The sequence below is a fragment of the Candidatus Limnocylindrales bacterium genome, assembly GCA_035571835.1.
Taxonomy (GTDB): domain Bacteria; phylum Desulfobacterota; class Binatia; order UBA1149; family CAITLU01; genus DATNBU01.
Window position 1 is genome coordinate 19,792 of record DATNBU010000022.1, and the last position, 22,147, is coordinate 41,938.

At 66.9% G+C, this 22,147-nt stretch carries 17 protein-coding genes; 14 read left to right on the forward strand and 3 right to left on the reverse strand.

What is annotated here, in order from left to right:
* Positions 1–6: 6 nt before the first annotated feature.
* The 5 genes from nuoL (at position 7) to VN634_09435 (ending at position 10,000) form a co-directional block, all read left to right on the forward strand.
* Positions 7–1,953 (forward strand): NADH-quinone oxidoreductase subunit L, encoded by a 1,947-nt coding sequence (gene nuoL / locus VN634_09415; protein HXC51088.1) that lies wholly within the window; start codon positions 7–9, stop codon positions 1,951–1,953.
* Complete coding sequence (locus VN634_09420) at positions 1,950–3,557, forward strand: NADH-quinone oxidoreductase subunit M (GenBank protein ID HXC51089.1); 1,608 nt, start codon at positions 1,950–1,952, stop codon at positions 3,555–3,557. Before nuoL ends, VN634_09420 begins: the two co-directional genes overlap by 4 nt.
* Before the next feature lies 1 nt (position 3,558).
* Entirely contained in the window at positions 3,559–5,019 is a 1,461-nt protein-coding gene (locus VN634_09425; GenBank protein ID HXC51090.1) for an NADH-quinone oxidoreductase subunit N, read from the forward strand.
* A gap of 59 nt (positions 5,020–5,078) precedes the next feature.
* Entirely contained in the window at positions 5,079–7,472 is a 2,394-nt protein-coding gene (locus VN634_09430) for a glycosyltransferase family 39 protein (GenBank protein HXC51091.1), read from the forward strand.
* A 149-nt stretch (positions 7,473–7,621) separates the two neighbouring features.
* A complete protein-coding gene (locus tag VN634_09435; protein HXC51092.1) occupies positions 7,622–10,000 on the forward strand; it encodes an arylsulfatase in 2,379 nt (792 codons plus the stop codon).
* Positions 10,001–10,053: 53 nt separating this feature from the next.
* On the opposite strand, the gene VN634_09440 is transcribed toward VN634_09435, so the two are convergent.
* Positions 10,054–10,842, reverse strand: a complete 789-nt coding sequence (locus VN634_09440) for an SDR family NAD(P)-dependent oxidoreductase (protein ID HXC51093.1) — start codon at positions 10,840–10,842, stop codon at positions 10,054–10,056.
* 145 nt (positions 10,843–10,987) lie between these two features.
* Between VN634_09440 and VN634_09445 the strand changes: the two genes are divergently transcribed.
* The 8 genes from VN634_09445 (at position 10,988) to VN634_09480 (ending at position 19,277) form a co-directional block, all read left to right on the forward strand.
* Positions 10,988–11,380, forward strand: a complete 393-nt coding sequence (locus tag VN634_09445) for a RidA family protein (GenBank protein HXC51094.1) — start codon at positions 10,988–10,990, stop codon at positions 11,378–11,380.
* A gap of 51 nt (positions 11,381–11,431) precedes the next feature.
* Complete coding sequence (locus tag VN634_09450; protein ID HXC51095.1) at positions 11,432–12,766, forward strand: DsbA family protein; 1,335 nt, start codon at positions 11,432–11,434, stop codon at positions 12,764–12,766.
* A gap of 318 nt (positions 12,767–13,084) precedes the next feature.
* The gene (locus VN634_09455; protein ID HXC51096.1) at positions 13,085–14,164 is read left to right on the forward strand and encodes a helical backbone metal receptor; all 1,080 of its coding nucleotides are present in this window, start codon (positions 13,085–13,087) and stop codon (positions 14,162–14,164) included.
* Between the two features lie 4 nt (positions 14,165–14,168).
* Positions 14,169–15,179, forward strand: a complete 1,011-nt coding sequence (locus VN634_09460; protein HXC51097.1) for an iron ABC transporter permease — start codon at positions 14,169–14,171, stop codon at positions 15,177–15,179.
* 52 nt (positions 15,180–15,231) lie between these two features.
* Positions 15,232–16,083 (forward strand): ABC transporter ATP-binding protein, encoded by an 852-nt coding sequence (locus tag VN634_09465; GenBank protein HXC51098.1) that lies wholly within the window; start codon positions 15,232–15,234, stop codon positions 16,081–16,083.
* Complete coding sequence (locus VN634_09470; protein HXC51099.1) at positions 16,080–16,814, forward strand: hypothetical protein; 735 nt, start codon at positions 16,080–16,082, stop codon at positions 16,812–16,814. Before VN634_09465 ends, VN634_09470 begins: the two co-directional genes overlap by 4 nt.
* Entirely contained in the window at positions 16,811–18,328 is a 1,518-nt protein-coding gene (locus VN634_09475) for a proton-conducting transporter membrane subunit (protein HXC51100.1), read from the forward strand. The genes VN634_09470 and VN634_09475 overlap by 4 nt, the downstream gene beginning before the upstream one ends.
* A gap of 67 nt (positions 18,329–18,395) precedes the next feature.
* The gene (locus VN634_09480) at positions 18,396–19,277 is read left to right on the forward strand and encodes a hypothetical protein (GenBank protein ID HXC51101.1); all 882 of its coding nucleotides are present in this window, start codon (positions 18,396–18,398) and stop codon (positions 19,275–19,277) included.
* A gap of 34 nt (positions 19,278–19,311) precedes the next feature.
* Here VN634_09480 and VN634_09485 read toward each other — a convergent pair whose 3' ends face one another.
* Both VN634_09485 and VN634_09490 read right to left on the reverse strand, forming a co-directional pair.
* Positions 19,312–20,166, reverse strand: coding sequence for a DJ-1/PfpI family protein (locus tag VN634_09485; GenBank protein HXC51102.1), 855 nt, complete (start codon positions 20,164–20,166; stop codon positions 19,312–19,314).
* A complete protein-coding gene (locus VN634_09490) occupies positions 20,166–20,609 on the reverse strand; it encodes a response regulator (GenBank protein ID HXC51103.1) in 444 nt (147 codons plus the stop codon). Before VN634_09490 ends, VN634_09485 begins: the two co-directional genes overlap by 1 nt.
* Before the next feature lie 288 nt (positions 20,610–20,897).
* On the opposite strand from VN634_09490, the gene VN634_09495 reads away from it, so the two are divergent.
* The gene (locus tag VN634_09495) at positions 20,898–22,109 is read left to right on the forward strand and encodes a CoA transferase (GenBank protein ID HXC51104.1); all 1,212 of its coding nucleotides are present in this window, start codon (positions 20,898–20,900) and stop codon (positions 22,107–22,109) included.
* Positions 22,110–22,147: the final 38 nt, after the last annotated feature.

The following is a 22,147-nucleotide window of genomic DNA, read 5'->3' on the forward strand; positions in this document are numbered from 1 at the left end:
TCCGGAATGCACGCAGAAGCCGCCGCACCCGTCGCGCAAGCCGCGACCTACCTCCGCTACATTCCGCTGGCGCCTCTTGTGGGCGTGCTGTTCCATGTCGCGCTCGGAAATCGCCTCGGCCGCCGCGCGGTCGGGCTGGTCGCGTGCGCCAGCGTGCTCGCGAGCTTCGTGCTCGCGGCCACCGCATTCCTCGCGGTGTTCAACGGGCCGGCCGGGCTTGCGCTGTTCGATCCCGGCTACGAATGGCTGCGTTCGGGCGACCTCGCCGTCAACATGAGCTTCCGCGTCGACGCGCTCTCGTCGGTGATGGTCATGATCGTCACGGGCGTCGGCCTGCTGATCCACATCTATTCGACCGGCTACATGGCGCACGACGAGGACTACGCGCGCTTTTTTGCGTACCTCAACCTGTTCATGGCCGCGATGCTCGTGCTGGTGCTGGCCGGCAACCTTCCGGTCATGTTCGTCGGCTGGGAAGGCGTGGGCCTGTGCAGCTACCTACTGATCGGCTTCTGGTACACCGATCCGGACAAGGCGTCGGCCGGCAAGAAAGCGTTCCTCGTCAACCGCATCGGGGACGCGGGCTTCCTGCTCGGCATGTTCACGCTGTTCTGGTCGCTGGCCGACATGGGTTCGGCGAGCCTTTCGTTCGAGACGATCAATGCATCGGCCGCATCCCTCAGCCCCGGCATCGCGACCGCGGCCGCGCTGCTGCTGTTCGTCGGCGCAACGGGCAAGTCCGCGCAGATTCCGCTCTACGTCTGGCTGCCGGACGCGATGGCCGGCCCGACGCCGGTTTCCGCACTGATCCACGCGGCCACGATGGTCACCGCCGGCGTCTACATGGTCGCGCGGCTCCACGGCCTGTTCGAAGCCTCGCCGTTCGCGCTCGAAATCGTCGGTGGGATCGGTGCGACCACGGCACTGATGGCCGCGACGATCGGCGTCACGCAGAACGACATCAAGAAAGTCCTCGCGTATTCCACGGTCTCCCAGCTCGGCTACATGTTCCTCGCGCTCGGCGTCGGAGCGTTCGGTGCGGGCATCTTCCACGTGATGACGCACGCGTTCTTCAAGGCCCTGATGTTCCTCGGCGCCGGCAGCGTGATCCACGGCCTGCACGAGGAGCAGGACATCCGCCGCATGGGCGGCGTGATGGAAAAGATGCCGACCACGCACTGGACGTTCGCGATCGGCGTGCTCGCGATCTCCGGCATCCCCGGCTTTGCCGGCTTCTTCTCGAAGGACGAGATCCTCGCGTCCGCGTTCGCGACCGGCCACACCAACCTGTGGATCTGCGGCGTGGTGGGCGCGATGCTGACCGCGTTCTACATGACGCGGCTGTACGTGCTGACGTTCCGCGGGGAGTTCCGCGGCGACCATCACACGTGGTCGCACGCGCACGAGAGCCCGCGCGTGATGACGCTGCCGCTCATCGTCCTCGCGGTGCTGTCGGTCGTCGGCGGATACGTCGGTCTTCCGGCCTCGCTCGGCGGCCACGATGCGTTCGCCAGCTACCTCGCGCCGTCGGTCGGCCACCACGAGCTCGGGCTTTCGCACGAAACCGAATGGCTGCTGATGGCCGTCTCGGTGGGTGCGGCGCTGCTCGGCATGGGCACGGCCTGGATCATGTACTCGCGCGATCCGCGCGCCGACCGCGGCATGGCGCGCTCGCTTCGCAGCGTCTATCCGCGCGTGCAGCGCGCATACGATGTCGACGCGCTCTACGACCACGTCGTCGTCCAGCCGGTCATGCGCGGCAGCGAAGCGCTGTGGCAGGATGTCGACGTCGCGGTGATCGACGGCGCGGCCAACGGTACCGCTGCCGCCGCGGTCGGCTTCGGCGGCGTGCTGCGCCGCTGGTCGACCGGCAACGTGCAGCACTACATGCTGACGGTGCTCGTCGGTCTTGCGATCGCCGTGTTCGCGCTTTCGATGGCAGGTGGCCAGTGACCAGGCATCTGCTGACGCTTCTGGTGTTCACCCCGGCCATTGGCGCGCTTCTGGTCGCGCTGGTACCGAACCGCTCGCGCGCGCTGATGAGCTGGCTGGCCGTCGCCGTCTCGCTCGTCCCCGCGTTCTTCGCGTTCGAGCTGTGGAACCTGTTCGACCGCAAGTACGGCGATTTCCAGTTCGTCGAGCATTTCGGCTGGCTGCCGGGGATCGGAGCGTCCTACTTCGTCGGCATCGACGGCATCTCGCTGCTGCTGGTTGCACTGACCGTGTTCCTGACGCCGCTCGTGCTGGTTTCGGCGATGGACACCGTCCACACCAAGGTCAAAGGCTACCTGGTCGCGATGCTGCTGCTCGAGACCACGATGCTCGGCACGCTCGTCGCGCTCGACCTGCTGCTGTTCTACGTGTTCTGGGAGCTGATGCTGGTGCCGATGTTCCTGATCATCGGCGTCTGGGGCGGCGAGCGGCGCATGTACGCGTCGATCAAGTTCCTGCTGTTCACGATGGTCGGGTCGCTGCCGATGCTGGCCGCGATCCTTTACCTCGTCTTCGCGCATACGCAGGCGGCCGGGGTGCCGAGCTTCGCGCTCACCGACCTTTACGGCACGGCGATGCCGACGTCGGCGGCTACGCTGTGCTTCCTTGCGTTCTTCCTCGCGTTCGCGGTCAAGGTGCCGATGTTTCCGCTGCACACGTGGCTCCCCGACGCGCACGTGGAGGCTCCGACCGGCGGCTCGGTGATCCTCGCCGGCGTGCTGCTCAAGATGGGCACGTACGGGTTCCTGCGCTTCGTGATCCCGCTGTTCCCGAACGTGATGGCAGCTTCGGCGACCTGGATCGCGGTGCTGGCCGTCATCGGCATCGTCTACGGCGCGCTGGTCGCGATGGTCCAGCCCGACATGAAGAAGCTCGTGGCGTACTCTTCGGTGAGTCACCTCGGCTTCGTGATGCTCGGGATCGCGTCGCTGAACACGCCCGGCGTCGAAGGCGCGGTCTACCAGATGCTGAACCACGGCGTCTCGACCGGAGCACTCTTCCTTCTCGTCGGCGTCGTCTACGAAAGGCGACACACGCGCCTGATCTCCGAGTACGGCGGCCTGTGGAAGCCGCTCCCGGTCTACGCCGTCTGCTTTCTGCTGATCATGCTGTCGTCGATCGGGCTTCCGGGCATGAACGGATTCGTCGGCGAGTTCCTGATCCTGCTCGGCGGGTTCCGCTTCGACCACGTGCTCGGCGCGATCGCCGCCAGCGGCGTCGTGCTCGGCGCAGCCTACATGCTGTGGATGTACCAGCGCGTGATGTTCGGCGAGGTCACCAACGAGAAGAACCTGGCGATGAAGGACATGAGTGGGCGTGAGCTCGCCGTGATCGTCCCGCTGATCGTGCTCGCGTTCGTGATGGGCGTTTACCCGAAGCCGTTCTTCGACACGATGCATGCGTCGGTGGCGACGGCGATCCACCGCATTCCGCCGGCGGCGATGGCCGCGGCCGGACACGTCGGCGATGCACGTCCTGCAAAAGTGCGCCTGCCGGGCACGCCCACATCCGTGACGTACGAAGCGCCGTCGGGCGCCGGGCACGCCGCCGGAGCAACGGAGTAACATGCCGCAGCCGATGTCATTCCAGTCGCTTCTGCCCGTGCTTCCGCTGCTTGCGGGAAGCGCGTGGGCCATGCTCGTGCTCGTCGTCGAGATGTTTTCGACGTCCCGGCGGTTCACCGGCGTCGCGTGGCTGTCGATCCTCGGCCTGGTCGGAATCGCCGCGCTGGCGCTGCAGCCGTATCCGCCGGGCGTCTATGTAAACGCGCTTGCCTACGACAGTTATACGACGTTCTTCACCGTGCTGACGTGCGCGTTCGGAATCGGGGCGATGGTGCTGTCGATCGACTATCTTCCAGCGGCCGGCATCAACAAGGGCGAATATTATCCGCTGATGCTGTTCGCCGTGCTCGGCGTCGTGATCATGGCTGCGGCCACCGACCTGATCGTGATGTTCGTCGGGCTCGAGACGATGTCGATGGCGGTCTACGTGCTGGCCGGCATCCTGCGCAACGACGTGCGCTCGAACGAGGCCTCGCTCAAGTACTTCCTGCTCGGGGCTTTCGCGTCGGCGATTCTTCTCTACGGAATCGCGACGCTGTTCGCGATGACCGGCTCGACGACGCTGGCGGACATCTCGGCGTCTCTCGCCCGTCCCGGCATCTCGCCGAACGACCACCTCGTGATGGTTCTCGGCGCCGGCTTCGTGCTGGTCGGGCTCGGCTTCAAGATCGCCGCCGTGCCGTTCCACCTGTGGACGCCGGACGTCTACGAGGGCGCGCCCACGTCGGTTACCGCGTTCATGGCCACTGCGGTCAAGGCGGGCGGTTTCGCGGCGCTGCTCCGCACGGCGATGGTCGGCCTCGCGCCGCTGCATCCGGATCTCGAAGGCGTGCTGTGGGCGCTGTCGGCGATCACGATGACGGCCGGCAACCTGATCGCGCTTCGCCAGCAGAGCCTCAAGCGCATGCTCGCGTACTCGTCGATCGCGCACACCGGATACCTGCTGATGGGCGTCGTCGCCGGCACGTCCGCGGGTGCGGAAGCTGTCCTCTTCTACCTGGTCGCGTACGGCGCGATGAACATGATCGCGTTCGGCGTGATGATCGCGCTCGCCAATGGGCCCCGGTCGGCCGAGAAGATATCCGACTACGCCGGGCTCTCGAAGGCGCATCCGATGCTCGCCGCGGCGATGACGATCTCGATGCTGTCGCTGACCGGCATGCCGCCGCTGTTCGGCTTCGTCGGAAAGCTCTACCTGTTCCAGACCGCGCTTGCGCACGGCCTCGTCGTGCTGGTCGTCGTGGCATGCTTCAACAGCGTGCTGTCGGCGGCGTACTACCTCGGCGTGGTGCGCACGATGTATTTCGAAGCGCCGGCCGAAGGCAACGTGCTTGCCAGGCCGTCGGTGCTGGCGTGCGCCGTGGTTTCGGTCGCGACCGTCGTCACGGTCGTCGCCGGCGTCGTGCCGGCGGGAATCCTCGGAGCGGTGGCGCGCGTGTTCAAGAACGTGCTGGCAGGGTAGGCCCTGCCGCGCCGACGACGGCGATGGCATTAGATCCTGCCGAGCCATAGCAGTCGCACGTGACCTCCCGTCGTGACCTTGCCCCGGCCGCCGGCGTCTTCCTGGTCGCGCTCGCGTATCTTCTCGTTCTGCGTCCCTACGGATTCCAGCTCGAGGACGAAGGCACGCACCTGTTCTGGTTCGACCGCGTCATGCGCGGCCAGCAGCCGTACGTCGACTTCCACACCGGCTACACGCCCGGCTTCTTCGCGTTCGGCAAGGCGGTGTTCTCGCTGTTCGGCGAGTCGGCGACGGCACTTCGCGCGGTGCTGGCGGTCGTCAACGCTTTGACAGCGGCCGGCATGGCCGAGCTTACGCGCCGTATCACCGGATCGTGGATCGCGTGGGTACCGCCGCTGCTGTGGCTCGCGTTCGTGCCGGTCTTCACCGGGGAGTTCGCGGCGTTCAACGTCCCCTATCCGACGTGGGCGGTCACGTTCGCATGGGCTCTGCTCGCATTTGCCATGCTCGCGTGGATCGAGTCTCGCCAGGCCGCGCTGCTCGTCGGCGCCGGCGCAGCCGCGGCGCTCGCGATGTGGTTCCGCCCGAACTCGGGCGCGTTCGCGCTCGCCGCCGCGACGTGGCTCGTCGTTGCAGCAAGCTCGCGACGTTCGTTGCTCGACCGGATTGCCGCGCCGCTGGCAGCGGTGTTCATGGCGGCCGGCGTCTGGTACACGTTCGAATTTCGCGTGGCGGGGATGGACGCGCTCGTCCACCTGGTGCCGATGTTTGCCATCGCTGCGCTGCTCGCGGGTCCGGTGGCGCGGCGACTTCCACGCCGGGATACAGCCGGCACAGCGGCATCGCTGGCCTGCCTCGGTGCGGCGTTCGCGATCCCGACTCTGGCGTGGGCGCTCCCATTGTGGCTGTCGCTCGGCCGCGACCGTTTCCTGTACGAAGTCTTTCTCGTCGGCGCGGACTACCAGACGCTGTACTACAAACCGCATCCGCCGGCCGAGCCGTACGCTCTGCTGATCGTGGCGACGCTGATCGCAGTCGCGGTCGGCGGCCGTTTCGTCGCCGCGCGACGCGTACGGCCGCTGCCGATTCTGCTCACGGTTGCAGCCGTCGGCGCAATCACGAAGCTGGTCGTATTCCGCGAGGGTCTCGCTCCGGAAGGCCTCGTTCATTCGATCGTCGCGCAACTCGAGAACGCGTCGTTCTGGCTTGCCGCGGTCACCAGCTTCGGCGCCGCCGGCTGGCTGTGGCGGGTCGGCGCCGACGAGCTCGGGCGCTCGCCGCGCACGCGCGCGCTGCTGGTGCTGACGCCGATCGCGACGGCGATGTACATGCAGATGTTCCCGCGCAGCGATTTCATGCACCAGATCACGTCGGTGCCGCTGACGATGGTTGTCGCATGCGGCCTTCTCGACCGGACGGCGGCGTGGTGGAGCCGCGGCCACTGGCCGAACCGCTGGAACGCGGAATTCATCGTGCGGCTCAAGGTGCTCACGGCTGCGGCCGCGACCGTCGCCATCGGTTTCGTCGACAATCTCGGCGGGCCGATCCAGTCGATGATGCGCGCCGCGCCGGTAACGCCGATGCCTGCGCGACTCGACGTTCGCGTCGAAGCCGCCGCCGGCGACGAAGTCGAGTCGATCGCATCGACCGTCGCGTTCCTTCGTGCCCGAACCGACGAAGGCGAGGCGCTGTGGTCGTTCCCGGCGACGAGCGGGCTCTTGTTCGCGGCCGGCCGGGCAAACGTCGCGCCTCACGATTACTGGTACCCCGGCCGCCCCGACCGGGCCGAGGAGGCGCGCGTGCTCGGGCTGCTCGCGATCGCGCGTCCGCGCTTCATCGTCACGCTGAACAAGGGATGGAATTTCCTCGACGAGTCGCCCGCGTATTTCTCGCAGCTTCGAGCCTTCGTGGTGCGCGAATATGGGCTGGCCGCGCGTTACGGGCGCTACGACATTCTCGGCAGGCGCGACGTGATCGGTGGCGATGCTTCGCTGCCTGACATTTCACCGATGCCCGCGGGAACCGCCTCGGGTCGCGACAGCGTCATCCAGCCGAACCTCGAACGGCGCCGCCAGGCCGCGTGGCGATGGATGGAATCGATGACGCCGGAAGAAGCGCAGGCGGCTGCACTTCCTGAAGACCGGCATGGCGCGCTGCTTCTTCTTCGAGCACTGCGCGACGGCGGGGACATGCGCGGCGCCGCGTGGGCGATCCTCGGATACGAATCGAAGGATCCGCGCATCCGGCGCGAAGCCGTCGACGCGATGCTGGCGCTTTCGCGCGCGAATCGCGCTGCGAGGACTCGTTTTGCTGACGATTTCAATGCAGCCGTCTACCGGCCGTTCGTCGCCCAACTTGCCGCTGCTGCGAACGAGCTGAGCAGGATCGAGCTTCTCCGGCCATTCGCGAGCGATGTGGCCGAGCTCGCCGCGGCCGGAGACTCCGCGAACTGACGTTTCCCGCTGCATCCGGGTTTGCCGGTCTGACAACGGCCGGAATAGGACAACCGCGTCGAATGCGCGCGTCCGCGATGGACATCGTTCGCGGCAACCAGAAGTATCGCGCTCAATCGATCAGGACCCGCACCGGGTCCGGGGGAAGCATGAAAACCAAGTCCATTCTGCACGTGTTTGCCGCGTTCATCACGCAGGCAACGCTGGTCGCTCTCGTGTTGTCCGCTGCGACTGCGCACGCTGCCGATCCGAAGCTGGATCGCACGGTTCTCCCGATCGCCGAGCCGGACTACCCGCACAGCGACGTTTTCGATGCGCGAAATGCAAAAATGCCGCCTCGCTTTCAGGTCAAGGCGCCGGCGGGAGCTCCCAACGTCCTCATCGTGCTGATCGACGACATGGGCTTCGGCATGTCGGGCGCGTTCGGCGGCCCGCTCCACATGCCGACGGTCGAGCATCTGGCCGCCGAGGGTCTGCGGTACAACCAGTTTCACACGACGTCGCTGTGCTCGCCGACGCGCACCGCGCTGCTCAGCGGACGCAATCACCACATGAACAACATGGGCGTGATCACCGAATTCGCGAGTGGTTTCCCCGGCTACACGGGACAGCGGCCGAACGACGTCGCGCCGCTTGCCGAGATGCTGCGCCTGAATGGCTACAGCACCGGTTTCTTCGGCAAGAATCATGAGACCGCGGCGTGGGAAGTCAGCCCGTCGGGTCCGACCGACCGCTGGCCGACGCGTTCCGGCTTCGACAAGTTCTACGGCTTCATTGGCGGCGAAACCAACCAGTGGGCGCCGATGCTCTACGACGGCCTGACGCAGATCGAGACGCCGCATACCGCGAACTACAACTTCATGACCGACATGACCGACAAGGCGATCGCCTGGATGCAGTTCCAGAAGGCGCTGACGCCGGACAAGCCGTTCTTCCTGTATTTCGCGCCGGGAGCGACGCACGCCCCGCACCACGTGCCGAAGTCGTGGATCGAAAAATACAAGGGCAAGTTCGACGGCGGCTGGGACAAGATGCGCGAAGAGACGCTTGCCCGTCAGATCCGTCTCGGCATCGTCCCGGCGGATACCAGGCTCGCGCCCAAGCCGCCCGGCATCAAGGACTGGGACACGCTGAATGCCGACGAAAAGAAGCTGTTTACGCGCCAGATGGAAACGTTCGCCGGCTTTGCCGAGTACGCGGATACCGAAGCCGGCCGTCTCGTCGATGCGATCAAGGAGACCGGTGAGTATGACAACACGCTGATCGTCTACATCGTCGGCGACAACGGGACGAGCGCCGAAGGCGGCATGGACGGCGTGTTCAACGAGTACACGTATTTCAACGGCGTTGCCGAGACCGTCGCCGATCAGCTCAAGTATTATGACCAGTGGGGAGGCCCGATGACGTATCCCCACATGGCGGCGGGCTGGGCGATCGCCGGCGATACGCCGTTTACGTGGGCGAAGCAGGTCGCATCGGACTTCGGCGGAACGCGCAACGGCATGGTCATGAGCTGGCCGAGCCGCATCAAGGCCAAAGGCGAGATCCGCAGCCAGTTCCACCACGTGATCGACATCGCGCCGACGATCCTCGAAGCCGCCTCTCTTCCCGAGCCGAAATCGGTCAACGGCACCAGGCAGTCGCCGATCGAAGGCGTCAGCATGGTCTACTCGTTCGACGACGCCGGCGCGGCGTCAAAGCGGCATACGCAATATTTCGAAATGTTCGGAAATCGCGCGATCTACTCCGACGGCTGGTTTGCACGCGTGATCCACCGCGCGCCATGGGAGATGAAACCGCGGGCCACTCTCGAGAACGACACATGGGCCCTGTACGACACCCGCAGCGATTTCAGCCTGTCGCATGACGTGGCGGCGGAGAATCCCGGCAAGGCGAAGGAGCTCGAGAAGCTGTTTCTCAAGGAGGCCGAGAAATACCGCGTGCTGCCGCTCGACGACCGCACCATGGAGCGCGGTGTGGCGAAGCTCGCCGGACGCCCGGACCTCATGGACGGCCGCACTACCCTGACGCTTCATGCCGGCATGAAGGGAATGTCCGAGAACGTCTTCATCAACGTCAAGGACACCTCGCATACGATCACCGCCGAGGTGGAGGTGCCGCGCGGCAAGGCGAACGGCGTCATTATCGCCCAAGGCGGACGTTTTGGCGGCTGGAGCCTTTACCTCGACAATGGCAAGCCGACCTACACGTACAACTATCTCGGCCTGGAGCGTTCCACCGTGCAGGCGCCCGCGGTCCTCGGTGCAGGTAAGTCCACGGTGCGCTTCGACTTCGCGTACGACGGCGGCGGACTCGGCAAGGGCGGCATGGCTTCGCTTTCGGTCAACGGCAAGCCGGTCGGCCAGAAGCGACTCGAACGCACGCAGGCGGTGATTTTTTCCGCCGATGAGACCGCCGACGTCGGCGTGGATGATGCGACACCGGTCGTCGAAACCTACGCGAAGGACAGCGCGTTTACCGGCAGGATCGACAAGGTCACGGTCGAGGTGAAACCGGCGGCGCACTGAGCGGTCCGCCGGCTGTTCGCGTCGCGCACGGAAACAGACGCGCCCGGACCGAGCTACGCGTTGCGGATCAGCACGCCGCCGTCGACGACGAGCACGGAGCCTGTCACGAACGTCATCGCCGGCAGGCAGAAGTTGAGCGTTGCGTGCGCAACCTCTTCCGGCTCGCCGTAACGTCCGAGCGCCGTGCGCCTTTTCGCAAAGATCATCTTGGCTTCGTCCGGGATTGCATCGGTCATGCCGGTGCGGATCGGGCCGGGCGCGATGCAGTTGACGGTGATCGCCTCGCTTCCGAGCTCGACCGCAAGCGATCGCGTCAGGCCGATCACGCCGTGCTTGGCGGCGGTGTACGCGGCTCCATATTTGGTCGCGCCGAAGCCTTCGGTCGACGCGATGTTGACGATGCGCGGGGTCGCCGACTTGCGCAGGAACGGAAGCGCCGCGCGCACGACGCGGGTCTGGCCGGTCAGCAACACGTCGAGCGACTTCGCCCAGTTCTCTTCGAAATCGGTCGCATCGATCGGCGTCATCCAGACGGCGCCGGCATTGTTGACGACGATGTCGAGGCCGCCGAAATGTGCCGCGCCCTCGCCGACGACCTTCGCGACGGCCGCGCTGTCGGTGACGTCCATCTCCCAGCCCCTCGCCGAACCGCCCGCAGACGAGATCTCGCGGACAACGGCTGCTACGCGGTCGCTGCCGACATCGGTCACGATCACATGCGCGCCTTCGTCGGCAAACAGGTGCGCGGTGGCCCGCCCCATGCCGGATGCAGCGCCGGTAACCAGCGCAATTTTTCCCGCGACCGAGCGGCTGAGCTTCGAAAGACGAGCCTTCTGTTCCATGACGTCCTCTGCGACGGATGCGCGCGCCGGGACGGCGCTGCGCAGGTCGGCTGGCGGTGCATAGCGGTGGGCGGACGGGCGGCCAAGCGGACGTCGCGCCCGAACCGGTCGCACCGGATTCGGAACCCGCTAGTCTGCCGCGGCCATGACCGAACGCCGCAGCGTCTATTCCGGAACCCGGTGGGAGCCGCTGGTTGCATACTGCCGCGCAAAGCGCGTCGGAAGCTTCATCGCGGTCTCCGGTACCGTCGCCGCCGACGAGCACGGCAACGCAGTCGCGCCGGGCGACGTCCATGCCCAGACGCTCTACGCCCTGGCGAAGATCGAACGGGCGCTCGCTGAGCTCGGCGCCGGCATGAGCGACGTCGTCCGCACCCGATGCTTCCTTACCGACCTGTCGCGCTTCGACGAGTTCGCACGCGCCCACCGCGAAGTGTTCTCCGGCATCGATCCCGCAGCGACGGCCGTGGAAGTGTCGCGCCTCGTCGCTCCGGAGTATGTGGTCGAGATCGAAGTCGATGCGATCGTCACCGACTGACCGCGCAGCCGGGTCGACGTGGAAGGCACGGCGCTGTAAACCGGAGCGAGCATGTCTTTGAAGTCGACCATCGCGCCTCGCGTCGCCGGGATGATCACGAGCACGCGCACGCGCGACCTGCGGCGCCGTGCCGTCGAGCTCCGCCGTTACCTTGGCGGCGGCCGGCACCGCGTCCACTATTTTCACCAGGTCGACGATCCGTACAGCCATCTTGCCGCACAGCTCCTCGAGCCGTTTCTCGAACGGTACGACGTCGAGCTCGACGTGCACCTGGTCGGTCCTCCGGCTGATGCGGCAGCTCCCGATCGCGAGCGTCTCGTCGAGTATTCCCGCGTGGACGCCTCGCGCGTCGCCGCGGAACGCGGCCTCGTGTTTCGCGATCCGGGCGCGCAGCCGGCCGATGCTCTCGTCATGCTTGCAACGCGCCTGCTGGCGACAGCGCCGTCGCCGCGGGCGTTCGCGGCGCTTGCCCCCAAGGTCGGCGAAGCGCTGTGGGATCACGACGACGAGACGCTCCACGCGCTCGTCCGCGATCAGCCTCGCGCAGCGTCGGTGGACGTCCGGTCGGTCCTCGCTGCCGGCGAGCAGCTTCGGACCAGTCTCGGGCACTATCTGGGCGCGGTGTTCTGTTACGGCGGGGAATCGTACTGGGGTGTCGACCGGCTCGGGTATCTCGAGAACCGGCTCGTCGGCCTCGGCGCCGCGCGCGATGCGAACGCGCTGCTGCTCGCACCGCGCATCGACGTCACGGGCGATACCATCGGCGCCGGCGGCGCGGCGATGACGCTTGAATATTTCGTCTCGCTGCGCAGCCCGTACAGCTACATCTCGATGCCGCGCACGTATGCGCTGGCGGCGAGGACCGGCGTCGAGCTGAAGCTCCGGCCGGTGCTTCCGATGGTCATGCGCGGGCTCGCCGTTCCCGCGGCCAAACGCTGGTACATCACGCTCGACTCCAAGCGCGAAGCCGATTCGATCGGCGTTCCGTTCGGAAGGATCGCCGATCCCGTGGGACGTCCGGTCGAGCGCGCGTTCTCGCTCTATCCGTACGCTGCGTCGAAAGGGCGCGCCGCCGAATACCTCCACTCGTTCTGCCGCGCAGCGTTCGCCGAAGGCGTGGCGACCGGCACCGATGAAGGACTCCGGCACGTGATCGAAGGAGCCGGCCTGCCGTGGGCCGATGCCATGCGCCACGCCGACCAGGACGGCTGGCGCGCCGAGCTCGAAACGAACCGCGAAGAGATGCTCGCGATGGGCCTGTGGGGCGTGCCGAGCTATCGCCTGCGCGGCCCCGCCGGCCATGCGGATTTCTGCACGTGGGGCCAGGACCGGATTCACCAGGTCGAATCGGAAATCCGTCTGCGCGCCGCGCAAAATCCTGCGTGACGATTCGAGGCAGAGCCACGTCGGGCGGCCGGCGCGACCGGAAAGTTGAGCAGCAAGACGGGCTGTGGCGGACGATGCGTGCCGGGCGGCGTCCGCAAATAAAAAAGCCGGGCAGTTGCTGGGGGGAAGACAACTGCCCGGCTTGGCAACCGGAGACCGTGGGTGAGGGGGAGGGACCCTCCCAACGGCCTTTTTTCCCGGTCGAAGAACGGCGTGCGGGGACGCCGTTCTCAGTGCCGGTCGGTGGAAGATAAAGGAGGGGAAACTCCCACTCGTCCGGCTTCGGGAACGTAGACGGGAGCAGCAGGGCTTCATTCGATGACAGAAACGATTTTTTCGACGACGCCGCGCCGCGAGCGTGCAGTTTTCCCGGCTTTTCGGGGTTTTACGACGCGTGCGGTGACCGCGGCCGCTCTCGCTTCTGCTGCAGTCGTCACGTGGAATCTTGCAGCCGTGACATGCGCCCGCGCCGCTGAGGGGGCCGCGCCGAAGCGGATCATCTCGCTCGCGCCCGCGATTACCGAGACGCTGTTCGCGCTCGGTCTCGGCGCCCGGGTGGTCGGTGTCTCGACGTACTGCGATTATCCGCCGGACGCAGCCGCGCTTCCGAAGGTCGGAACGTTTACCGAGCCGGTCGCCGAAGTCATCGTCGCGCTCCACCCCGATCTGGTTCTGACTTCTCCGAGCCCCGGAAACGAAACTGCCGTGCGCGCCATCGAGCGCACCGGCGTACGCGTGGCGGTGGTGCAGAGTGAAGGAGCAATTGCCGAAGCACGCAGCGCCATGCTCGACATTGCGCGCAACGTCGGCGCGATCGACGAAGGCAACCGCCTCGTTGCCGAGCTCGACGCGCGTCTCGCGGCACTGAAGGCCCGCGCGCGCGATCTTCCGCACCTGCGTGCTGCCGTAGTGATCGGCCGCGAGCCGCTCGTGCTGGCGGGTCCGGCGAGCTACCTCGGCGAGCTTGTCGAGCTTGCCGGCGGCGTCAATGTCGCGGCAGCAATCGGGGGTCGCTGGCCGCGCGTCGGAATGGAGTTCCTGGTCGCAGCCAGACCCGACGTGCTGATCGATCTGACCTCGGCGATGGGCGGAGCTCTGAAGGAGACCGCAGCTGCAAGGACCAGCGAAACCGCGAAGAACAGCGAAGCCGCGGAAACAGACGCCACCGCACAAAATCCCGCGGCATCATGGCTCGAGCTCGGGTCCGTTCCCGCGGTGGCCAACGGCCGCATCATAACGGAGCGCGATTCGATGATGCTGCGCCCGGGCCCGCGGATGGCCGATGCGGCCGACACGCTGTTCGCGGCGTTGCATCCCGCTTTGCGAAGCGACGCAGCGACGATGCCTGGAACCTCTGCACCCGTTCCCGACGCATCCGGCGACACGGCAGGACGCTGACCGGATGCCCGGCCGTCTGACCCCGACAAGGCTTGCGAGCGGTGTGGCGGCGACGGCGCTCGGAGCGGCCGTTGCAATCGCGATCGCGCTCACGGTCGGGAGCGTGCCCGTCGACTTTCACGCGCTCGTCGCGGGCGATCCCGGCATGCGCACGATTTTCTTCGACCTGCGGCTTCCGCGCGTGCTGCTCGCGGCGATCGTCGGCGCAGCGCTGGCCGTATCCGGCGCAGCGCTGCAGCCGACCCTGCGCAATCCGCTCGCGAGCCCGGAGATCATCGGCGTCTCCGGCGGAGCCGCAATCGCTGCGGTGCTTGCGCTGGCGTTTCTTCCGGCCGGAGCGATGTCGAACGGCCTCGTGCCGGTCATCGCGTTCGCCGGTGCAACGGCATCGAGCCTGCTCGTGTTCCAGCTCGCGCACGTGCGCGGACGGCTCGACCCGTACACGCAGGTGCTTGTCGGCGTGACGTTCAATACGTTCGCGGCGGCGCTGATCCTGCTCGTGCACGCGCTCGTCGATCTCAAACGCTCCCACTCGATCGTGTTCTGGATGATGGGCGGCATCGCGATCGAGCCGTATCCGGTGGTCGCGCTCGCGGCTGCGCTGGTCGCAGCAGCGACGTTTGCGCTGCTGCGCGACGCCCGCTCGCTCGACCTGCTGGCGCTCGGCGACGAAGCCGCGCGTTCGCTCGGCGCCGACGCCGATTCGGTGCGCCGGCGCGTGTTCCTGGCATCGTCGCTGCTGGTTGGTGCGGTCGTCTCGCTTTGCGGCATCATCACGTTCGCGGGGCTCGTCGTTCCGCACGTGCTGCGCCGCCTGCTCGGAAGCGACAACCGCCTGCTGCTTCCCGCATCGTTCTTCGGCGGCGCTGCGTTTCTCGTCGCATGCGATGCGCTTGCGCGATGGGTCGCCGCGCCGGCCGAGCTGCCGGTCGGCGCAATCACGGCGCTCGCCGGTGCGCCGTTCTTCGTCTACCTGCTGCGTCGCGGCCGTGAGAAGCACGGAGGCCTGGCATGAGCCACGCTGCGTCCAATGTTCGCAGCGTTCCGATGGCCGGGAGCGATCCCCGATGACGCGCGGCAGGCTGCACTTTGATGCTGTCTGCTACTCGCACGAAGCGCAGAGGCGCGGCGGAGCGCCGCCGTGCCTTTCGGACATCCGCTTGTCCGTCGAGCCAAGTCGAAGCCTTGCCATCGTCGGACCGAACGGATCCGGCAAGACCACGCTGCTGCGGCTCGCGGCGGGAGAGATCAAGGCCGCGTCGGGCCGCATCGAGATCTGCGGGCTCGATCCGTCGCGGGCGCCGCGCCGCGAGATGGCCCGGCGCATCGCAGTCGTTGCAGCGCACGCGTCGGTCGGCTTCGGGTATACGGTCGAGGAAGTCGTGCTGATGGGGCGCGCGCCGTGGGTCGAAGGCTACGGGCTCGAGTCGGACGAGGACGTGGCGATTGCGCGCGACGCGATGACGGCGCTCGACGTCGCGCATCTCTCCCACCGGATCTTCGACAGCCTTTCGAGCGGCGAGCGCCAGCGTGCGGCGGTTGCGCGCGCGCTCGCGCAGCAGCCGGAGCTGCTGCTGCTCGACGAGCCCGGTGCGTTCCTCGACATCAAGCACCAGATCGAGCTCTACGACGTGTTGCTCGAGCGCAGCCGCGCGGCCGGACTGACCGTCGTCTCCGTGCTGCATGATCTCAATCTCGCGGCGCTCTATTTCGAGGACGTCGCGATGATCCGCGACGGACGCATCTTCGCGTACGGCGCGCCGGACGACGTGATCACATACGCGAACGTGCGAGCCGTTTTCGATACCGACGTTTACGTCGACCGCAATCATCTGACGGGCCACCTGAATGTGCTTCCGCTGCGTCGAGGCATGGCTCGTGCAGCCGAAGGCGGGCGGCAACGGGAATCGTCCGAATGAACGCCGCCGACGTCGCGTTCGCCATCCTTGCAGCCGCTCTCGTGGGCGCGGCCCTGGCGGCGACGTTCGTTGCGGACACTCGGCGCGGAGCGAATGCCGTTTATGCATGCGGGCTCACGCTCGCCGCGATGCTGGCGGCGCTCGGCGCGTTCGCAGCCGCCGCGCTGCAGGCCTTTGTCGTCCTGGCTGCCGCTGCGCTGCAGCGGCGTGCGGACGCGAACGCCGTCGAGTCGACGAATGTCCCCATGCTTCGGGACGACGCGGAAACGCCGCGCGCGCGAAGCCTGGGCAGTGTCGCGCTCGTGCTCGCATTCTTCGCCCTTGCAGCCCACGCGCTCCTGATTGCGCGCTGGCCGCTCGATCCGATGAGCGCGGCGGCCGGCCCGCAGCACGTGAGTCTCTCGCACTACGTTTTTGTCAGCCTGCTGCTGTTCACGATCGGGATGCTCGCGATCGTGCTCCAGCGCACCGCGCGCGCGGCATGGATCGGAGTGGGATTGATGAGCGGCGCGTCGGTGCTGGCCATTGCCGCCGTCGCGCGGTTCGTCGGCGGTGCGGGCGACGGACGGCTTCTGGCAGCGCTCGTGGTCGTGATGTCGTCGGTTGCGCCGCTCGTGGCCATCCGGCTCGGCAGCCTCGATCTCGATGCGAAGGCGGCCGGGCGATTCGCCAATGGCCTGGCCGGAGCCCTCGTCGGAATCACCATCGCTCTTCTGACGGACACGTGGTGATCACCGGCGTTCCGCAAACCCTGCAGCCGCTGCTCGCCGACCTCGTTCTGTGCGCGGGCATTCTTGCGCTGGTGGTGTGCGCGCAGGTCGTCTCGCTTCGCGCGCGCAGCGCGGACGTTGCGCTGCTCGTCTTCGCGGCGACCGCCGTCGCGTCGGTCGCATCGATGGACGCGCAGCCGGGCTGGGCGGTTCCACGAATGCTCGTCGTCGATCCGTTCGGGTCGTTCTTCCAATTCACGCTGTCGATGATGGCGATGGCAGAGGTATGGCTGGCCGCGCGCTCGCGTGCGGAGCCGGCGGGAACGTCGCGCTGGTCGGCAACGGCGCTTGCCGCATCGCTGCTTGGAATGTTCACGATGGTCAGCGCGGCCAACGTCGTTACGGCATGGCTGGGATTCGAAATGGTGAGCATGGCGTGGGCGCTGTGGATCGGCACGCAGCGCGGCGCCGCGCTCGCCGAAGCGGCCGCAGCCCTGCTGCAGGCCGTGGCGGCATCCGCGACGGCGCTGCTCGGCTTCGCGCTGCTCTACGGGCTGACCGGCACGCTCGAATACGCGGGCCTCGGCTCGAGGCTGCCGCTCGCGCTCGCCATGCCCGGCGGCAGGGCAGTGCTCTACACGGGCCTGGTTCTGGTGCTGGCCGGGTTCGCATCACGGATCGCGGTCGTCGCTTGGCAGCCATGGCGGGCCGATCTGACGGAGAATGCACCGCTCGCGGTATCGGCGTGGCTCGAGACGGCCGGCACGATCGCCGTGCTCGCGATGATCGCGCGCTTCCTGCGCGCCACGCTGGTCGCGTCGTTCGCAAGCGGCTACTGGATCGCACTTCCCGGAATCCGCTGGCCGCACGTGATCTCGGTCGCGGCCATGGTGACGATGACGATGGGCAACCTGGCCGCCGTTCGCGCCGACAATCTGCGCCGCATGATCGCATGGCTGTCGGTTGCGCAGTCCGGCTACCTGATGATGGGACTGGCGGCCGCGAGCGATCGCGGCCTCGAGGCCATGCTCACGCACGGTGTCGTGTACGCGCTGATGCTGATGGGAGCGCTCGCGTGCCTGGCGCCGGTGCTCGAGCAGGTCGGGCACGCAGGCGGACCGGACATCGACGTGCTGCGCGGTCTTGCGCGGCGTGGAGGAAGCTGCCGGATGCTGTCGGCCGCGCTCGTCGTATTCTTCCTGTCGCTCGCGGCTGTGCCACCGCTGGCCGGATTTGCGGGCAAGGCGCGGCTGTTCACCGCGGTGTTCGGTTCGAACGACCTGCTGCTTGCCGCGATCGGCGGTCTCAACAGCGTGCTGGGCCTCGTCTGCAGCGTGCGCGTCAGCGCCATGCTGTTCGAGCGAACCGGCGCAGAGGACGCGGACCCTGGCCGTCGGCGACAGCGCCCCGTCGAGCTCGACGCCGACGCGATGCTGCTGATCGCGCTGCTGCTGGCGGGGACGATCGGCATCGGGCTGTGGCCGGACGCACTGGTGTCGTTCGCGTCGCGATCGGTGGCGTTCTTCGGTGGATGAGGCAATCTGCCGCGCCGTAGTGGCCCGGGTCCGTCGGGCGGGCGCGACGCACGGAAGGGGTATCGCAGTGAATCGAAACGCATTCGTGAGTCGTCTGGCCGCCGCCGCGCGGCTTTCTCTTCCGCTGGCTATCCTGGGCATTGGCGTGCTGCTTCCGCAGTGCGGGCCGAGCGATGCAACCGAGACCGTCGGGTTCGTGCTCGACCGCAACGTGGGTCGCATCAAGAGCATCGATTTCAAGGTCAACGCTTCGTCGGGAAACTTCACGAAATCCGACGGAGGTTGCGATCCGAGCAATGCGGCGGCCGGCACGAACATCGTGATTGCCGGATCGTCTTCGGCGGCGACGGTTGCCGTAGCGACTTCCAGTGGGCTCGTTGCGGCCAGCTCCTCTTCCACGTCGACCGAAGAGCCCACGACCACGACCAGCACGACGACGACGACGCACACCACCAACACGACCGCCAGCACGTCTTCGACCACGACGACGATCGGCAGCGGAAAGCCCGAATTCGATTCGAACTCGGACGGCGGTCAGCTGACCATCCACATCTCCAACCCGAACGGGATTCCTTCGGGCTCGGCGCTGGCGTTCTGCCGCTTCCAGGGCAGTGCCAGCGAAACCGACTTCGACATCACCACCACGAGCTGCACGCTGGCGAACGGTGCGTCGTGCGACCTCACCCATCCGGCAGCAGTCGTGACGGTCAGTACGACCACGACGACGACGGTTACGACGACGACGGTCACACTGCTCGACATCGGCGAGGGTTGCTCAGCAAACAGCGAGTGCAGCAGCAGCCACTGTGTCAGCGAAGTCTGCTGCAGGACCGCGTGCGACGGTAGCTGCGGTGCGTGCATCCTGGAGTTGACAGGACTACCCGATGGAACGTGCGGGACCTGTTCCGTAACGGCTTGCGACAACAACGGGGACTGCGTCCTCCCGTAGGTGCCGCCGCCCTGAGCGTGAAGCTGGAAAGCAGTCAGCCGAGCAGCGCCGCAAACGTCTTCGCGAACGTATGCGTGTCGCCCGGCCAGCGCGCGGAAACATAGTTTCCGTCGCGCACGACGAACGCCGGCCGTTCGTCGTCGAAACGATCGCGGCTGGTGCCGCCGGTTTTCCGCTTCGCATCGGGGTCGTTCGGGGCGACGTCGAGGAAGTCGGACGGCGACGACAGCACGCGCGTGACTTCGGCCTCGACGCTCCGGTATCCGGGCGCTTCGCCGGGATTCTCCATGTACGTCCGGTAGTAGTTCGGATCCCAGAAACGGGCGATGCGGCCGACCTTCCAGCCTGCATTTTCGAGCGCCCACGTCAGCGCCGTCGTCTTTCTGCCGAACAGCACGGACCTTCCCGAGCGCGCATCGATGCTGCGCGCCGCAAGCACGACACCGTGGCAGATCGCACCCACCGGTTTTCCAGCTGCGAAAAATGCGGCGACGAGTCGCTGGAGAACGTCGCTTTCGAGATACTCGCGCATTCCGCGGGCGCGGTGGCCGCCGGGCAGGATCAGCCCGTCGAATGCGTTCGCGTCGAGCGAATCCCATCGAAGCGGCGCCGCATACGCAGGGTCGGCCGTCATCGCGGCGTAAGCAGCCCGGCCTTCGGAGTCGGCGCGAAGAACTGCGCCGACGAGCCTCAGCTTCTTTAGCAGCGGGATTCGTCCCCACGGATCGAGTCCTTCGCCGGTAACCATCACGTCGTCGGCAACGGCCGCACGACCATCGGGCGTCGCAAACGACACCTCGTGGCCGAGCCTGCGAAGAACTTTCCAGCTCACGGCCGCTTCGGTCGGATCGAAGTCGCGGCGAGGCAGCGGGATGAGGACGCGGGCCATTACGCGCCGGTGATGATCTCGACGCGATATCCGGTCACGGTGGTGACGAGCTCCATGAACGCGTCGAACGTGACGGGCTTGCTGATGAACGAGCTTCCGCCGAGCTCGTAGGTCTGGTGCACGTCCTCCTCGGCCCGCGACGTCGTCAGCACGAAGATCGGGATGTCGCGGAACGACGGATCCGCCTTGATCTCGGCAAGCACCTCGCGCCCGTCCTTGCGCGGCATGTTGAGGTCGAGAAGGATCAGGCCCGGCCGCGGTGACGTCCACGGCTCGGCGAAGCGACCCTGACGGCGCAGGTAGTCCATGACTTCCTGGCCGTTCTTGACGAAGCGCAGCTCGTTGGCCAGGCGCCGGTCTTCGAAAGTTTCACGGGTGAGCATCTGATCTTCTTCATCGTCGTCGGCGATGAGGATCACGATCGGCTGGCGGTCGACGTTCAAAGGGCGTCTCCTTCGCTTTCGGAACCGGTTTTGACAGGCATCGCGAAGCGAAACTTCGCGCGCGAAAGCAAGGCGTACCGGGCTCCGCGGGAGCCCGAGCCTCCGAACGCGGAATCCTTACCATACCCCCGCAGTCGAGGATAGGTCGCGCTCGAAAACGCATCGGTTCGACTCGGCATCGTCAGCACGGTTTATGGAATGCGGCGGGTCCGGCGCAAGTGCCGGCATAGCGACTGTCGCAAATCCGTGCCGTCTGCCGCACGGGCGACGGAAGAAGAAGGGAAATTCATGCTCGATGGCGTGCGGGTAGTAGAGCTCGGGGTCTGGGTGGCCGGTCCGGCGGCCGGTGGAATCCTGGCGGACTGGGGGGCGGACGTGATCAAGGTCGAGCCTCCGGCCGGAGACCCGATGCGAGGGTTCTTCCAGTCGGCCATCGGATCGGACGCCGCCCACAATCCTCCGTTTGACCTCGACAACCGCGGCAAGCGCAGCGTGGTTCTCGACCTCCAGACCGATGCGGGCAAGGCCGCCCTCGGCGCCATTCTCGAAACTGCCGACGTGTTCGTCTCGAACATGCGCCCCGGCGCGCTCGCGCGTCTCGGGCTCGATCACGAGTCGCTGCTGTCGCGCTATCCCCGCCTCGTCTACGCGAGCGTGACCGGTTACGGCCTCGAAGGCAGCGAGAAGGACCGCGCCGGCTACGACGTCGGTGCATTCTGGGCGCGCACCGGCGTGGCCGACCTGTTCCGCGTCGGCGGCGAGCCGCCGCTCGCGCTGCGCGGGGGCTTCGGCGATCACGTCACCGGCATCGCGACCGTTGCCGGAATTCTCGGTGCGCTGCTCGAGCGCGCGAAAACCGGACGCGGGCGTCTCGTCGAGACGTCACTGATGCGAACCGGGATGTACTGCATCGGCTGGGATCTCGGCATCCAGCTCGTCTACGACAAGCTGCGCGGAACGCTTCCGCGAACCGAGAGCGACAACCCGATGGTCAACTGCTACCAGGCCGGCTGCGGCGCGTGGTTCTGGTTGATCGGCCTCGAGGGCGACCGCCATTTTCCGATCCTGTGCAAGGCGATCGAGCGGCCGGAGCTGCCCTCCGACGAACGCTTCTCGTCGCCGAAGGCGCGCCGCATCAATCGCAGGGAGCTCATCCGCACGCTCGACGGCATCTTTCGCGAACGTGCGCGCGACGTCTGGGCAGACAGCTTCGATCGCGAAGGCGTCTGGTGGGTTCCGGTGCAGTCGCCGGCCGAAGCCGTCTGCGATGCGCAGGCTCTTGCCAACGGCGCGGTCTGCGACGTTGCCGGAACCGGCGCGGACGCGAACGATTTCCGTGCGATCGCTTCGCCGGTCGGTTTTCGCGACGGTGGCGAGCGATTTCCGCCGGCGCGGCTCGGACCGGTACCGCCCGTCGGCGCGCACACCGAGGAAGTCCTTCGCGAAGCGGGACTCTCGGCGGACGCGATCGCCGCGACGATGCGCGCGCGCAAATCCTGAAGCGGATCGCGACCGTTTGTCGCCGATTCCCGGCGATC